Annotated in this window: 17 protein-coding genes; 8 read left to right on the plus strand and 9 right to left on the minus strand. The window is 68.7% G+C overall.

Annotation, left to right across the window (positions count from 1 at the left end; all coding sequences use genetic code 11):
• Positions 1–7 precede the first annotated feature (7 nt).
• Both B0293_RS35170 and B0293_RS35175 read left to right on the plus strand, forming a co-directional pair.
• Positions 8–754 (plus strand): hypothetical protein, encoded by a 747-nt coding sequence (locus B0293_RS35170; RefSeq protein WP_005161483.1) that lies wholly within the window; start codon positions 8–10, stop codon positions 752–754.
• Positions 751–1,560, plus strand: coding sequence for an RDD family protein (locus B0293_RS35175; protein WP_063936652.1), 810 nt, complete (start codon positions 751–753; stop codon positions 1,558–1,560). Before B0293_RS35170 ends, B0293_RS35175 begins: the two co-directional genes overlap by 4 nt.
• A 210-nt stretch (positions 1,561–1,770) precedes the next feature.
• On the opposite strand, the gene B0293_RS35180 is transcribed toward B0293_RS35175, so the two are convergent.
• Entirely contained in the window at positions 1,771–2,496 is a 726-nt protein-coding gene (locus B0293_RS35180; RefSeq protein ID WP_005161481.1) for an SDR family oxidoreductase, read from the minus strand.
• A 92-nt stretch (positions 2,497–2,588) separates the two neighbouring features.
• On the opposite strand from B0293_RS35180, the gene B0293_RS35185 reads away from it, so the two are divergent.
• On the plus strand, positions 2,589–3,263 hold the full coding sequence (locus B0293_RS35185) for a TetR/AcrR family transcriptional regulator (protein WP_005161479.1): 675 nt from the start codon (positions 2,589–2,591) through the stop codon (positions 3,261–3,263).
• 1 nt (position 3,264) lies between these two features.
• Here B0293_RS35185 and B0293_RS35190 read toward each other — a convergent pair whose 3' ends face one another.
• Positions 3,265–4,122 carry a fructosamine kinase family protein gene (locus tag B0293_RS35190; RefSeq protein WP_005161477.1) on the minus strand — a complete coding sequence of 286 codons (858 nt, stop codon included), beginning with the start codon at positions 4,120–4,122 and terminating at the stop codon, positions 3,265–3,267.
• Positions 4,123–4,219: 97 nt separating this feature from the next.
• Here B0293_RS35190 and B0293_RS35195 point away from each other — a divergent pair, with 97 nt between their 5' ends.
• Positions 4,220–4,912: a hypothetical protein gene (locus tag B0293_RS35195; protein WP_005161474.1), complete on the plus strand. Its 693-nt coding sequence runs from the start codon at positions 4,220–4,222 to the stop codon at positions 4,910–4,912.
• On the opposite strand, the gene B0293_RS35200 is transcribed toward B0293_RS35195, so the two are convergent.
• A complete protein-coding gene (locus B0293_RS35200) occupies positions 4,883–5,710 on the minus strand; it encodes a helix-turn-helix domain-containing protein (RefSeq protein ID WP_039918963.1) in 828 nt (275 codons plus the stop codon). The two genes, B0293_RS35195 and B0293_RS35200, sit on opposite strands and share 30 nt — an antisense overlap.
• A gap of 57 nt (positions 5,711–5,767) precedes the next feature.
• Between B0293_RS35200 and B0293_RS35205 the strand changes: the two genes are divergently transcribed.
• On the plus strand, positions 5,768–6,631 hold the full coding sequence (locus B0293_RS35205; protein ID WP_005161467.1) for an alpha/beta fold hydrolase: 864 nt from the start codon (positions 5,768–5,770) through the stop codon (positions 6,629–6,631).
• On the opposite strand, the gene B0293_RS35210 is transcribed toward B0293_RS35205, so the two are convergent.
• On the minus strand, positions 6,628–7,005 hold the full coding sequence (locus B0293_RS35210; RefSeq protein ID WP_005161464.1) for a hypothetical protein: 378 nt from the start codon (positions 7,003–7,005) through the stop codon (positions 6,628–6,630). The genes B0293_RS35205 and B0293_RS35210 overlap by 4 nt on opposite strands.
• Positions 7,006–7,167: 162 nt before the next feature.
• Between B0293_RS35210 and B0293_RS35215 the strand changes: the two genes are divergently transcribed.
• Both B0293_RS35215 and B0293_RS35220 read left to right on the plus strand, forming a co-directional pair.
• Positions 7,168–7,923, plus strand: a complete 756-nt coding sequence (locus tag B0293_RS35215; protein ID WP_005161462.1) for a thioesterase II family protein — start codon at positions 7,168–7,170, stop codon at positions 7,921–7,923.
• A 274-nt stretch (positions 7,924–8,197) separates the two neighbouring features.
• Complete coding sequence (locus tag B0293_RS35220) at positions 8,198–9,214, plus strand: alpha/beta fold hydrolase (protein WP_005161460.1); 1,017 nt, start codon at positions 8,198–8,200, stop codon at positions 9,212–9,214.
• On the opposite strand, the gene xylA is transcribed toward B0293_RS35220, so the two are convergent.
• Positions 9,211–10,380: a xylose isomerase gene (gene xylA, locus B0293_RS35225; protein WP_005161457.1), complete on the minus strand. Its 1,170-nt coding sequence runs from the start codon at positions 10,378–10,380 to the stop codon at positions 9,211–9,213. The genes B0293_RS35220 and xylA overlap by 4 nt on opposite strands.
• Before the next feature lie 93 nt (positions 10,381–10,473).
• Between xylA and B0293_RS35230 the strand changes: the two genes are divergently transcribed.
• Positions 10,474–11,649 (plus strand): ROK family transcriptional regulator, encoded by a 1,176-nt coding sequence (locus tag B0293_RS35230; protein WP_005161455.1) that lies wholly within the window; start codon positions 10,474–10,476, stop codon positions 11,647–11,649.
• Here the strand turns inward: B0293_RS35230 and B0293_RS35235 are convergent.
• From B0293_RS35235 to B0293_RS35250, 4 genes are all read right to left on the minus strand, one after another.
• Positions 11,606–12,067 carry a hypothetical protein gene (locus B0293_RS35235; RefSeq protein WP_039918962.1) on the minus strand — a complete coding sequence of 154 codons (462 nt, stop codon included), beginning with the start codon at positions 12,065–12,067 and terminating at the stop codon, positions 11,606–11,608. The two genes, B0293_RS35230 and B0293_RS35235, sit on opposite strands and share 44 nt — an antisense overlap.
• Positions 12,068–12,182: 115 nt before the next feature.
• Positions 12,183–12,632, minus strand: coding sequence for a hypothetical protein (locus B0293_RS35240; protein WP_005161450.1), 450 nt, complete (start codon positions 12,630–12,632; stop codon positions 12,183–12,185).
• Positions 12,633–12,749: 117 nt separating this feature from the next.
• Positions 12,750–13,676, minus strand: coding sequence for a hypothetical protein (locus B0293_RS35245; RefSeq protein WP_039918961.1), 927 nt, complete (start codon positions 13,674–13,676; stop codon positions 12,750–12,752).
• Positions 13,677–13,812: 136 nt separating this feature from the next.
• Positions 13,813–14,349 (minus strand): Lrp/AsnC family transcriptional regulator, encoded by a 537-nt coding sequence (locus B0293_RS35250; RefSeq protein WP_245820138.1) that lies wholly within the window; start codon positions 14,347–14,349, stop codon positions 13,813–13,815.
• Positions 14,350–14,414: the final 65 nt, after the last annotated feature.

Genomic DNA, 14,414 nt, shown 5'->3' on the forward strand with positions numbered 1-14,414 from the left:
ACAGATCATGGCCGATGGGCTGCACAAACTGATCGACGAGGGTGTCCCGGAGGTGGTCGATCGCCTCGGTAGATGGCTCCTGTATCCCGTCTTCTGGCTGACGACGGCGATCCTCGCCCTCTGGTTCCTGCAGACGGGACTGGTCTACGGAGTCTTGGTCATCGGTCCCCCGCTGGTCCTGCTCCTCAGTTCCAGGTTCCACGGTCTGGGCCGCGTCTCGACCGCGCTGCTGGTGATCGCCGGGCTGGCGGCGCTGGTGCCCACGTTCTTCCTCGGGAAGTACAAGGCGGCCGAAGACGGTCACACCGGCTTGATCCTCGTCGGCTTCCTCGTCTTCCTGATCTGGGGCGCCGCCTACCCGGCGATGCTCGACAAGTTCGACGAACGGTTTCAGCTCTCCCAGTATCCGGCTGATACGCGGCGCAAGCTCCCGAAGGAGGAACGAAACGAGCTCGGCCTGCTCCGCCTACTCCTGGTCAAGATCGTCATGGCGACCGTGGCGATGCTGGTCGTCGACGCCACCGTCGTCGTGATCCTCAGTCTGATCGCCCTCCTTCTCCGCACTCACTGGTCCGCGGCCATCGTCGGCGTGGCCTGCCTGATCGAATCCGTCGCCGAGCTCGACGGACTGAACCTCGTCTTCCGCTTCGACCCGATGGAGATCGTGGCCGGACTGCTCGCCGCGCTGATGTGGTGGGACGCGGTCAAGAACCCGTTGTGGGACAGGCGAGTCCGGCCGGGGGTGGGACGATGATGCAGCCGCCGGGGACCCCGTTCCCGCCACATCCGACGTCGGCTCGCCGGTGGGGAGCCCGCTGGATCGACTGGCTCGTGCCCTGGCTGGTCACCTCGCCGCTCTGGTTCCTGACCGCCGAGAAGATCCAGACCGAGGCCACGAAACACGGCTTCACGTTGGCGGGCAAGGGAATCTTCAAGTCCGTGTTCGGCGAATGGGGTGCGCTCGGTGACGCCGCCGGTGACGAGGCGGGCGAGTTGTGGAGTGACATCGTCTTCTACATCGCACTGACACTGGCTGTTCAGGTCCTGCTGATCATGGCGTACGAGGTACTCCTCACCCGCTTTTGGGGACGCACCCTGGGCAAGGCGGCCTTCGCACTGACGGTGCGCGGCGCCGACGGTGGGCGGCTGAGCTTCGGCCGGATCTGCGCGCGGACCGCCATCACCGTCCTCGTCCCCGGCCTCGGCTGGGTGCTGCTCATCGCGGCGGTCCTCAACCTGAGTGTGCTGCTCATGCTGGCGGGCGTCGCGCTCCTGATCTTCTCGGCCGTCGAATGCTCCGTCCTGCGGATCTCACCGGCGGGCAAGACCTCCTGGCACGATCGGCGGACCGGTTCGGTCGTGGTGCCCAAGACCTGGACGGAACAACTGCGGCAAGCCCGCGAGTTCCAGCAGCGTGCCCTGGACAGTGGAGTGGCACGCGCTCGCCAAGCCTGGCAAGCGCCGCAGGTCCAACAGCTCTCCCAACAGGCTCAGGCGACCTTCCAGCAGGTGCGGGAGCGAGGACGCCAGGCGATACGGCGTGACGACGGGCCGTCATGAACGGGCGGGTCGCAGCAGGTCTCCGAGCCCGATCCGCTTCAGGAACCGCTCGCGGATCCGGTCCGCCACGGCCGCGACGTCGGCGTCGGGCGGAACGAGGGCGGCGAGCCGGGAGCCGGGAGCCGACCTGGTCCATCAGGCCCGCGTACCGCTTCTCGTAGGCGGCGCCGGTGATCACGATGATCTTTTCGCTCATGACGAGTACCTCCCTCAGACGATTCCTCCGTTGGCGCGGAGAACCTGCCCGTTGACCCAGCGGGCCGGGCCGGCCAGGAACGAGACGACCTCGGCGATGTCGGCCGGGGCACCCAGGCGTTCGAGCGGAGGCTGCGCCGCCATCCGCGCGATGGTCTCCTCGTCCTTGCCGTCGAGGAAGAGCGCCGTGGCGGTCGGGCCCGGGGCGACCGCGTTCACGGTGATGTCGCGGCCGCGCAGTTCGCGGGCGAGGACCAGGGTGATCGCTTCGACCGCGCCCTTCGTGGCGGCGTAGGCCGCATACCCGGGCAGGGCGAGACCGAGCACCGAGGTGGAGAAGTTGATGATCGCGCCGCCGTCGCGCACGCGGCGGGCGGCCTGCTGGTCGACCACGAACGTGCCGCGGATGTTGGTGCGGTGCATCCGGTCCAGCCGGTCGAGATCCAGTTCGGCCACCGGCGCGAGATACATGGTCCCGGCGGCGTGGACGACGACGTCGATCCCGCCGAAGGTCTTCTCCGCGGTGTCGAACAAGGCGGCGACGGCGTTCTCGTCCGCGACGTCGGCCTGGGCCGCGATCGCTTGACCGCCCGCGGTGGTGATCGCGCCGACCGCGGCCTGCGCCTCGTCCTTGTTGCCGCCGTACCCGACGACGACCGCGAATCCGTCGGACGCCAGCCGCTCGGCGGACTCCCTGCCGATACCCCGCGACCCGCCGGTGACGATCGCTACGCGTGTCATGATGCGCTCCCATCAGGTGTTTCCGTTGATAACGAAATCAACGTATCATCGATACCGAACCAGCGCTACCCGATCCGTGTTATCGTCGATACATGACGTTGACGACGAAAGACCGGATGGTCCGCGCGGCGGCGGAACTTCTGCTCGACGGCGGGCGCGAGGCGTTGTCGACGCGGGCGGTCAGCGCCGCCGCCGGGGTACAGGCGCCGACGCTCTACCGCACCTTCGGCGACAAGGACGGTCTCCTCGACGCGGTCGCCACGTATGGCTTTCAGAGCTACCTGTGCCAGAAGCACCACCTCGGCGAGACCGGCGACCCGGTGGCCGACCTCCGGCGCGGCTGGAACCTGCACGTCGAGTTCGGCCTGTCCCAGCCTGCCTTCTACATGCTCATGTACGGCGAACCCCGCGTTCGTGAGGCGCGCAAGGAGGCGGACGCGATGCTCCGCCGGATCGTCGAACGCATCGCGGAGGCGGGCAGGCTGCGCATACCGGTCGAACAAGCCGCGCAACTGGTGCACGCGACCGGGATGGGCGTGATCCTCTCGCTCATCGCCAGCCCACCCGAAGACCGCGACCAGGACCTGATCACCACCGCGCGCGAACACGTCATCGCGACGATCACCACCGACAGCGCGGACGCCGCTTCGGACATCCCCAGCCGGGCGATCGCGCTCAAAGCCGCTCTGGAAAAGGAACCAGGGGACGCGCTGACCCCGGCCGAGCACGCGATGCTCGCCGAATGGCTCGACCGCATCGCGCGGTGAACTACCGGCCGACCGCCTTCGCCGCCGCGACCGCCTGCCCGGCGTAGGACCGTCCGAAAAGGACGGTGTGCACCAGGAGCGGGAACAGCTGGTGCGCGCCGATCCGGTCGGTCCAGCCCTCGGCGAGCGGGGTGACCTCCTGGTAGGCGGCCAGCACCCGGTCGAGCAGCGGACAGCCGAACAAGTGCAGCATCGCCAGATCGGTCTCGCGGTGGCCGCCGTGCGCGGCCGGGTCGATCAGCGCGGCCTCGACGGGACCCCACAACACGTTGCCGTTCCACAAATCGCCGTGCAGACGGGCGGGAGGTTCGGCGGGCCCGGCCACCGCCGGAAGGCGCGCGCAGGCCTGCTCGATGGCAGCCGCTTCGTCAGTGTCCAGAGTGCCCTCGTCGACGGCGCGGCGGACATAGGGCAGGACCCGGTGCTCGGCATACCACCGCGGCCAGTCCTCCCCCTGCGCGTTCTCCATCGGAGCCAGTCCGATCCACGCTTCGACGGGCCCCTCCGGCGGAGCCGCGCCGAACGCGGGCGCCCCGGCCGTGTGCAACGCCGCGAGCCCTCGCCCCAGCCGTTCCGCCGCGTGATGCGTCGGCTGCCCGCCGCCGACCAGTTCCGTGACCAGCCATTCCTCGTCGTAGCCGCGGACCTCGGGCACCCGGACCGCGTCGGCCTCACCCAGCCACCGCAGTCCCGCCGCCTCCGCGGACGTCGCGTTTTTGGCATGCCCCTGTTTGACGACCACCGTGTCGCCGCTGTCGAGCACCACTTCGGTCACCGCGCCCGAGAGCCCCCTCTGCCTGGCGACCGCTCGTCCGGTGAGCCTCGTGGCCGCCTCGGCAGGCGTCGAAACCTGGGTCATGCCCAGCAACCTACCTCCGCCGATCGGGTGAACGCTCGTTGGTTAGAGTGCTTTCCGGGGGAAATCCTTGCACTTTTACTTTCGAGGGGGATCGGTCGTGCCCGAACGTCCGAGAGTTCGTCATGCCGTCATCGCCGCGATGGCAGGCGTCGCACTGGTCGGCTGCACGCCGCCGGCCAACACCGGCCAGGCCAGGAGCGCCGCCGTGACGCCGTCCGGGGAGGCGCCCGCGAGCCCGTCGCCGACGACGACGGAGATGCCGTACCTGACCACCACGCCCACGCTGGAGGTCGCCGGCGACGCGGTCAAACCGGGTACGAAACTGAAGTTCGGCGAGCAGGCGATCATCCCGTTCTACAGCCGTTACGCGAAAGGCGTCGTCGGGCTCACGGTCACCGTCGAATCGGTCAAAGCGCCCGACGCCGACATCGACGGCCTGCCGCTCAAGGACGAGGACAAGGCCAAACTGCGCGGCAAGAACTTCTTTTTCGTGCGCGAGAAGCTGACGAACGTCGATGGTACGAACCTCGCCGAGGTGACCGCGCCGATCCTGACCGCCAAGACCAAGAGCGGCGGCTGGCCGGGCTCCCTCCTCGGCATGGGGAAGACCGACGTCACCGGCTGCGAGGACCAGAACTTCGCGCCGAAGGACTTCTCGGTCAAGGGCGCGGTCTTCGAATCCTGTCGTCTGCACTTCGGCGTCGCGTCGGACCCGATCGCCTCGCTGGCGTACACGACCCAGCCGTACGAAAGTGCCGACTCACGCGCCGTGACCTGGCGGAACAAATAGTCCGGCCGGTTTCCCCACCTCGGTCGGGCTGCATCCGGTCAAGGCGCGGAACTCGCGGATGAGGTGCGCCTGGTCGCTGTAACCGCCCAGGTGCGCCACCTCCGCCCAGGAAAGGGACGACGCCCGGTTCAGCAGCGCCAGCACGCGGTTGAGCCGGGCGATCCGCCCGACAGTGCTGGGATTCAGCCCGATCCGGTCGCGGAACCGCGCGTTGAGATGCTGCCTGCTCCAGCCGATCTCGTCCGCGAGGGCGTCGACGCGGACCGGCCCCGCCGAAAGCCGGTCCCACGCGTACCGGACCGCCGGCGCGAGTTCGGGACCACGAGCGAGCCTCGAAATCAGGTATTCGTCCAGCAACCGGAACCTCTCCGGCCAGTCCCCCGCCTCCGCCAGCCGTTCGGTCAGCGGCCCGGACGACATCAGGTCGGACGCGGCGATCGCCGAATTCGTCAACTCCCGCAACGGGATCCCGAACAATCCGTACGCACCGAGCGGGGTCAGGGCAACGGTGATCCCTCGCGAGACCCCACCTTGCTCCGCGAGCATCGGCCGGTCCCGCAATCCCAGCAGGGGTGATTCCGGGATCTCGCCGTCCCTCTTCGGAGCTTCGAGGTCGATCACCCAGATCAGGACGGACAGCGGAGTGATCTGCCACGAGGTCGGGCCGACGTCGGGCAAGTCGTGCGCGACGTAACTCGAGACGTGGGCGGCGAGGCCGGGATGCGGCGCCCGGAGAACACGCTCACCGGGCGCGCGGACGATGTCCCTTCGCGGCACCACGAGCCCCCATCCGCCCATGCGGTCATCTTACTTTCGTTCAAGACCGGGAACGTGGCTCTGCCTAGCGTTCCGCCCATGAACAAGATCGGGAGTTTCAGAAATCCTGCGGCCGAAAAGCGTTACTTCGCCGCCTATGACCGAGCCATGGCCGAGTGCCCGGAGCCGGACGCGGTCTTCGACATCAGGACGCGCCATGGCATCACTCGCGTCTACCGTTACGGCGGCGACGGCCCGTCGATCGCCCTGCTTCCGGGGCTCATGGCGACTTCCGCCTGTTACGCGGCGCTGCTTCCCGCTTTGGCCGACAGATGCACGGTCTATGCGATCGACACGCTCGGCGAGGCGGGCGGAAGCGTGCAGAAGGCGCCGTTCAAGGACATCCGGGACCGCGCGGGCGCCCTCGACGACGTCTTCGATCACCTCGGGCTGACCTGGGTACACCTCGTCGGCGGCTCGACCGGGGGCTGGCACGCGGTCAATCAGGCGATCCACTTCCCCGGCAGACTGGCGTCCATCGGGCTCCTGGACCCGACCACCGTTTCGGCGCCGTTCGCGCGGAAGGTGTTCTGGTACGGCCTACCCGCGGCCGTGCTCGACAGCGAACGCGTCTGGCGACGTTACCTGACGTGGTCCGCCGGGGAAGACATCCTCGACCAGCCCGCAGCCCGCCTGGTCCTCGCCGGAATCCGGTGTTACCGGGCACGGATCCCGTTCCAGGTCTGCCCGAGCGAAGAGACGTTGCGGTCCCTCGAAGTCCCCACGCTCGCCTTGTTCGGCGGGCGAAGCGCCGTGCACGATTCGGCCGACGCCGCGGCACGGCTGGAAAATCTGCTCCCCCAGGCCGACGTCGAAATCCTGCCCGACGCGGGCCACTACCTCTACCTGCGGCCGGACGATCGGGATTCGATCATCGACCGCGTCCTCAAGTGGGTCGGTTAGGCGACCCGTGCGGCGGCCTGGGCGCGCGCGGCGGCCAGGCTCGCCTGGCACGCGACGATCAGCCGGGCCGAGACCGCGCTTTCGCCGTGGCCGCACCGAGGGCAGGACATCGTGACGGTGCCGGACAGTTCGTCGACCGAAACGGTCAGCGCGGTCGCGCACGAACGGCACCAGCGATGCCGGGTGACCGGGTTGACGTGCACCGGGGAAGCGACGCACTGGTGGATCCAGCGGCCGTGCACGTGGCAGGTCAGGCGGTCGTCCGGGGCCAGGCGGCCGACGTCCTCCGCGTCGTCCTCCATCGCCAGCAGAACCGGCAGGGTGCGGCTCACCGGGTTCAGCCGCGTGATCGAGGCCCGTGTCGTGGTGTTCATGGCTTTCTCCTTCCGGCACTTATCAGGACGTCGAACGGGGAGCGCCAGATACGACACGGCAGGACAGCCTTTCGGCGAAGGAGCTCCCCCGGCCGGGTGATTTGATCTTGGCCGATCCCAAACCGTTACCCCATTCGGGTTAACCGCGCGTATCTTTCGATCATGACGGCCACACTCACCAAACTGTCCACATCGGACAGTAGTGGGCGCGGCTACCTGCTGCTTCCACCCGCCGGCGGGACGCTCCGGGCGTTCGGCCCGCTCGCCGAAGCCGCCGGTGCGGACGTCTGGGGCGTCGAATATCCCGGACACGGCGATCAGCTCGCCGAACCCCCGGCGTCGTCGATCGAAGAACTCGCCACGCTCGTCGCAGGCGCGCTACCGACGGACTGGTTTTCCCGCTCCGTGACAATCGGTTTCGGAATGGGCGCCTTCGTCGCTCTGGAGGCGGCGCAGCGACTCGGCGTCGCCCCGGGCGCGCTGATCGTCGTGGACGCGTGCGCCCCGCAGCGGCGCTCGCCGGACAAGAACGCCAAGGCGGGCGCGTCGGCCATGGGGCGGGTCTTCGGCCGCACCGGGCTCACCCCGGTCGCGGGCTACCGTGACTCGCCCGAGAGCTGGGAGTACGCCCTCGACCTGCTGCTCGGCGATCTCCAGCTGCTCAACGCCTACCGCGGACCCGCCAGGACACGGCTCTCGTGCCCGCTCGCGGCGATGCGCGGAACCGACGATCCCGCGTCCGCCTCGGGCGACGACGCCACGGGCGGCTGGCGGGTGTGGACGTCCGGTCCGTTCGTCGGCCGGGTCGTCCCCGGCGGGTATCTCGGTGTGCTGGAGACCGGCCGGGAGGCCGAGTTCTGGGGCCGGATCCACCGGCTGGAAGCGGCCTTCCTCGACGTCGAACCGGACGTCGCCTAGGCCGTGTCCTGTAAGTCTGTTCGATGGGCTTCGTGATCCAGGTGGTTCCTGGCGGTGCGGGCGGGTCGGCCTCGTACCGGGTTGTACTCGGCTGAGCCGCCCGTGCCGTCAGGGACCGCCTGGGCGCGAAGACCGCGAACATGACTTGCAGGACACGGCCTAGGTGGCATCCCAGCCGGATGACGTACACCGGTGACGTCGTCCGACGGTCGCCGCGCCCCGCGCCGCACCCTTAATTTCATCCCGTACCAGGCGTTTCGCGGGAGGAATCAGGATGCTCAGCAGGAGAAGGTTCGCACAGGCCGTCGCCGCCGCGGCGGCGGGAGCCACCGTGGCCGGTTGTTCGGCCCAGCCAGCGGCCGCTCCGGCGGCGGCACCGGCCACGACCGGCAGGAACACCTCGTTCGGCCCGATCAAGCAGATCGACGCCGGGGAACTGAGCATCGGGTACGCCGAAGCCGGTCCCGCCGACGGCCCGGTGGTGATGCTCCTGCACGGCTGGCCCTACGACATCCACAGCTACGTCGACGTCACCCCGCGCCTGGTCGCGGCCGGGTACCGGGTGATCGTGCCGTTCCTGCGGGGCTACGGGCCGACCCGGTTCCTGTCGAAGGACACCTTCCGCAACGGCCAGCAGTCCGCGATCGCCGCCGACATCGTCGCGCTGCTGGACGCCCTCAAGATCGACAAGGCCGTCTTCGGCGGTTTCGACTGGGGCGCCCGCACGGCCGTGATCATCGCCGCGCTGTGGCCCGAGCGGTGCAAGGCGCTGGTTTCGGTGAGCGGCTACCTGGTCACGAACCGGGAGACGAACAAGCAGCCGCTCTCCCCGACCGCCGAGCTGGGTTGGTGGTACCAGTACTACTTCGCCACCGAACGCGGCGTCCTCGGCTACACGAAGAACCGCCACGACTTCAACAAGCTGATCTGGAAGATCGCGTCGCCGAAGTGGACCTTCGACGACGCGACCTACGATCGTTCGGCCGCCTGTTTCGACAACCCGGACCACGTGGCCATCGTGATCCACAACTACCGCTGGCGCCTCAGCCTCGCCGAGGGCGACCCGAAGCTCGACGCCCTCGAACAGAAACTCGCCCAGGGCCCGGTCGTTTCGGTGCCCACCATCACGATCGGCAGCGACTTCGACGGCCCGAACACCGACGGCAAGGCCTACCGCTCGAAGTTCTCCGGCAAGTACGAGCACCGGATCCTGAACGGGATCGGCCACAACGTGCCACAGGAGGCACCGGAGGAGTTCGCCAAGGCGGTCATCGACGTCGACCGGTTCTAGCGGCCGCCGGTGAGGTGTTCGAGGGCGAGCTGTGACAGGCGAATGAAGCCGTAACCACGTTCGGCCGCCTTGTCCGGGTCGAAGTCCTCGAACGCCGACCGGTCCGCCAGCAGGTCCGCGGCCGTCTCGCCCTCGTTGAGCGTCGGCGTCGCCAGTTCCGGGACGAGGGCGGCTTCGAGCGCGGCCCGCACCTCGGGATCGGCACGGAAAGCACGCGAGCGTTCGGCGAACAGCAGGTAGCTGGCCATGTTGGCCTCGGCGCTGGCCCAGACACCGTCCATGTTCTCCGTGCGCAGCGGCTTGTAGTCGAAGTGGCGCGGCCCGTCGTAGCCGCCGTTCTCCAGCAGGTCGACCAGGAAGAAGGACGACAGCACGTCGCCGTGGCCGAACACGAGGTCCTGGTCGAACCGCGGGCCGCGCTGGCCGTTGAGGTCGATGTGGAACAGTTTGCCCTGCCACAGGGCCTGGCCGATGCCGTGGACGATGTTGAGCCCGGCCATCTGTTCGTGGCCGACCTCCGGGTTCACGCCGACGATCTCGTGGTTGTCCAGTGTGGAGATGAACGCGAGCGCGTGCCCGACGGTCGGCAGCAGGATGTCGCCGCGTGGCTCGTTCGGCTTCGGTTCGAGCGCGAGCCGGAGGCCGTAGCCCTGGTCGATGACGTACTGGGCAAGGAAGTCGATGCCCTCGCGGTAGCGGTCCATCGCCGCGCGGACGTCCTTCGCGGCGTCGGTCTCGCTGCCTTCGCGACCACCCCAGAGCACGAAGGTCGACGCGCCGAGCTCGGCGGCGAGGTCGAGGTTCCGCAGCACCTTCCGCAGCGCGTAGCGGCGGACGTCGCGGTCGTTGCTGGTCAGGCCGCCGTCTTTGAAAACGGGGTGGCTGAACAGGTTCGTGGTCACCATCGGGACGACGAGACCGGTCTCGGCGAGCGCGCCCTGGAAGCGCTTCAGGTGCCGCGCGCGTTCCGCGTCGGCCGAGCCGAACGGGATGAGGTCGTCGTCGTGGAAGGTGATTCCCCAGGCGCCGAGCTCCGAGAGGCGGTGCACCGCTTCGACCGGGTCCAGCGGACCCCGGCTCGCCGGACCGAACATGTCGTTCGCCTGCCAGCCCACGGTCCACAGCCCGAAGCTGAACTTGTCCTCACGCGTCGGTGCCTGAGCCATCTCGCCTCCAATTAGTTTGATGCCTGAACTTATCGACGCGTCCGGCGGCGGGTCAAGCCTTTCGTTCAGGCATCGAACGAATACAATCGCGCGATGATCGGCACGCGCCCGGCGGGACAGCACACCGTGCGGCAGCACAACGCCGCCCTCGTCCTCCGCGCGATCGCGGACGGCCCGGGCACTTCACGGGCAGGTCTCTCCGCCGCCACAGGACTCACGAAGGCCACCGTGTCGAGCGTGGTCGACCGCTTGATCGCGGCGGATCTCGCGGCCGAAGGCGAACCGGAACAGCGCGTCGGGCCCGGGCGGCGCGGCACCGTCGTCTCCCTCTCCCCCACCGGCCCGCACGGACTAGGCATCGAGATCGGCGTCGACTACCTGGCGTCCTGCCTGGTCGATTTGACCGGCGCCGTCCGGGCCGAGGAAGTCCGATACGCGGACAACCGGACCCCGCACGTCTTCCGGCGCGTGTCGGCGTTCCTGCGCCGGGCACGGAAGCGGGCGGAGGAACTGGGCGTGCCCGTCGGCGGTGTCGGCATCGCGGTTCCAGGTCTGGTCGAATCCGGCCTCGTGCGGCTCGCCCCCAACCTGGGCTGGCGCGACGTTGATCTCGCGGACCGGCTCGGCGAGACCTTCACCGTCGCCAACGAAGCCAACTTCGCCGCGCTCGCCGAACTCTGGCACGGCTCGGCGCTGCCCGATTTCGTCCACGTGTCCGGGGAGATCGGGATCGGCGCGGGAATCGTGCTGGACCGCGCGCTGTTCGAGGGCGTCCGGGGCGCGGGCGGCGAGATCGGGCACCTGCCGGTGGCACCCGACGGCCCGCCGTGTTCCTGCGGCGCGAACGGGTGCCTGGAACGGATGGCCGGACAGGAGGAGATCCTGCGACTGGCGGGCGCCGAGACCGTGGACGCCCTGATCTCCGCGCTGGAATCCGGAGACGACGCCGCACTGGCGGCGGTCACCACCGCCGCCGGGCACCTCGGCATCGGACTGTCCACTGTGGTCAACCTGATGGACGTCCCGGCCGTGGTGCTAGGCGGAACCTACGCGCGGCTCGAGCCGTGGCTGCGTGGGCCGCTCCTCGTCGAACTGGAGCGCCGTGTGCCCAGCACCGCCTGGTCGCCGGTGTGCGTCATCCGCTCGGCCCTCGGTACGGGGGCCGCCGTGCGCGGCGCGGCCGGCTCGGTGATCCGCGGCGTCCTCGCTGATCCCGAGCACTATCTCACGACTCACTGGCCATCCGATCAGGACTCTCGGGATCGCTGACGTCGGGCAGCAACGGCGCGATCGCCTGCGCCCGCTGTTCGATGTCGGGCCGCTGAACCCGCCGCGCGTAGTCGATGAGGGCTTCCCGGTCTTCGAGCGGAAGCCAGCCCTGCTCGCTCCCGGTCTCCAGCCGCACGAGGTGCTGCACCAGCTCCACCGACTCGGCGCCGAACTCCCGCATGCGGCGCGTCAGCACCTCCGCCGCGGCGAGGTAGCCGTTGTTCCACGCGTGCACCGCCAGCAGGTGTGCCGTCGCGGCGAGGATGTCGCCGAGGTGGAACCCGCCCTCCGCGGCGAGATGCCCGGCGAGCCGGAAACTGCGTCTGCCCTCGCCGACCGGCCCCTCCTCGCGAATCGCTTCGAGCAACGCCCCGACCTGCCGCGTCAGGTAGTCCTGACCCGCGCCTTCCACCGTCACCGCATTCCTCCACCCAGTCGCCGCGATCGCAGGAAGGTGTCAATGGGGAGTAGATCAGATACATCGAATGCCGAACCGTTATCACCCGAATGGGGCGTCCGGCGGTGCCTCTCCGTCAACAGGGCCCCACGGCTCCGGTCTCCCCTGCGGGGCACCAACCCGGATGCGCGCGCAGCCAGTCGTCTCGTTGTTTCAGGACGTCGCGCTGAGTCAGCCCGCGCGCGGCGTTGACGCAGCCGCCGGTCTGGCATTTGGTGTTCGTCCCCGGCTCGTAGCACTGGCTCGCATCCTTGAGGCAGGCCGTCCTGCGCTGTTCGGCCTTCGTCTTGGTGGACGTCTTGGTCTTGGTGGGCACTGCGGTCTTGCCGGGCACTTCCGTCGTCGTCGGCGCGGCGATGATCGAGGTGGTGACGACCGTCTTGGACACATCCGTGCTCGACGGACCGGGCGTGGTGGATCCCGCGCTCGTCGTGATCGCCGGGAGTGCCCGTGGTTCAGGCGTCGCACAGGCCGCTGCGCCGAGGAGCAGCACGGCGGCCGACAACAGGAGCAGGACACGCGCCACGATTCCTCCGCCTCCGCCATGGGACCCGCCTGTATTCGGCGAGCGGGCGGGAAGCGTTACAGAGTCCCGGGCGACGCCTGTGCGACGTCGCCCGGGACCCACTGGCGCGGCAAGGGTTCAGCTGGTGGTGGCGGTGTTGATCGCCCGCGCGTAGTCGGCGGCCGTGCCCTGCGCCGAGCACTTCTTCATGTCGTCGTACAGCCACATGAAGCCGCCGGGGATCCCCGCGGACGACTTCCAGGACCGCATCTTGCTCTCCACCTGCGCGGGCGAGTCTCCCGACGAACAGCCGGAGCCGTTCTTGCTCCACAGTCCCGGATCGACCGGCATGCCGAGCGACTGCGACCACGTCGCCGGGTTGTTGCCGCTCCCGCCCGCGTAGGCCTGCAAGTACACGCGATCGACCAGGGCGCCGAGACCGTTCTTCACGCTCTTCCAGTACGAGACCGCGGTGTACGGCGCGAGGGTGAAGTTCCGGTAGCCCATGGCGTTCGCCATCCGCGCGAAGGTGACGGTGGAGTCGACGTCGTAGTGCGCTTCGTCGTCGTTGTTGATCGCGTCCGCGCCGGTGGCGTTCTTCAGTGCCAGGAAGTTGCGGTACAGGATCGTCCCGCTGCCGGTGCCGTCGCGGGTGATCAGCTTGTCGATGGCTTCCCAGTCCGGCGTGCCCCAGGCACCGACCGAGACCTCGATGCGGTTGACCGACGTCGGTGCCTGCTTCAGGGTCCGCAGCCGCGCGGGCCAGCCGGCGTCTCCGACGTACTGTCCGCCGCTGACCACGAGATGGTCGTTGTAGTACAGATCGCCGTTGTCGTGGACGTGGATGCTCCACAAGATCACGGTGGTGAAGCCGGACGAGCGAAGGGTGTCCATGACGCCCTGTCCGTCCTGATAGAACGGTCCCCCGCCGTAGATCGCGGACCGGCCTGCCGCGGCGGGGGTCGCCGGCGTCTCGGCGGCGCTCGGTTGACTCGTCGGGACGATCGCGAGACTCGCCGCGGCGACCACCATAACCACCGCCGCACGCGCCCAGGTCCACCTCATCAGGTCAGCTCCCTTCGGCCTGACACGGAGGGTATGAGATTTTCCAACGGTGGAGCCAGAGTTGTTCGGTGACCTGTCCGGTGGAATAGACCATTCAGCTCACCGCACCGGTCGCTCGGCGAGCGCATTCAGAGGACTAAAGGCGAGCGCCGCCGCCCTGCTGTTCTTCGAAGATCAGCCAGGTCCGGGTCGACCGCACGCCGTCCAGCGCCTGAAGCCGTTCCAGGACGACGTCCCGCAACGACGCGTTGTCCGGAGTCCGCACCAGCAGCAGGATGTCGAAATCGCCGCCGACCAGCGACACGTGCTCGACGAACGGGATCTCCCGCAGTTCGGCCGACATCGTGCGCCACGAGGTCTGCTCGACGGTGATCAGGATGTACGCGCTCGTCCCGAGTCCGGCTCGCCTCGGGTCGATGCGGGCGTGGAAGCCGGTGATGACGCCTTCGGACATCAGTCTGTCGAGCCTCGCGTAGGCGTTGGTGCGCGAGATGTGCAGTCGTTTCGCCAGCGCGCGGATCGCGAGCCTGCCGTCGGCGGACAGCTCGGCGAGGATCGCCCGGTCGATGTCGTCGAGGGCAAGGACCGTTCGTCCCGGATCCGTCGCGTGAGCCACGCGACTGTTGGACGTTCGGCTCTGCTGAACCGATCCTTCGGACAGTTTGTCGCTCATTTCGCCTGCCTCTTGAACACCAAGACTCCGGAAACCACCATCTCAGCATCATATGTCTGTGAAAG

The sequence above is a fragment of the Amycolatopsis azurea DSM 43854 genome (assembly GCF_001995215.1).
GTDB classification, from domain to species: Bacteria; Actinomycetota; Actinomycetes; order Mycobacteriales; family Pseudonocardiaceae; genus Amycolatopsis; species Amycolatopsis azurea.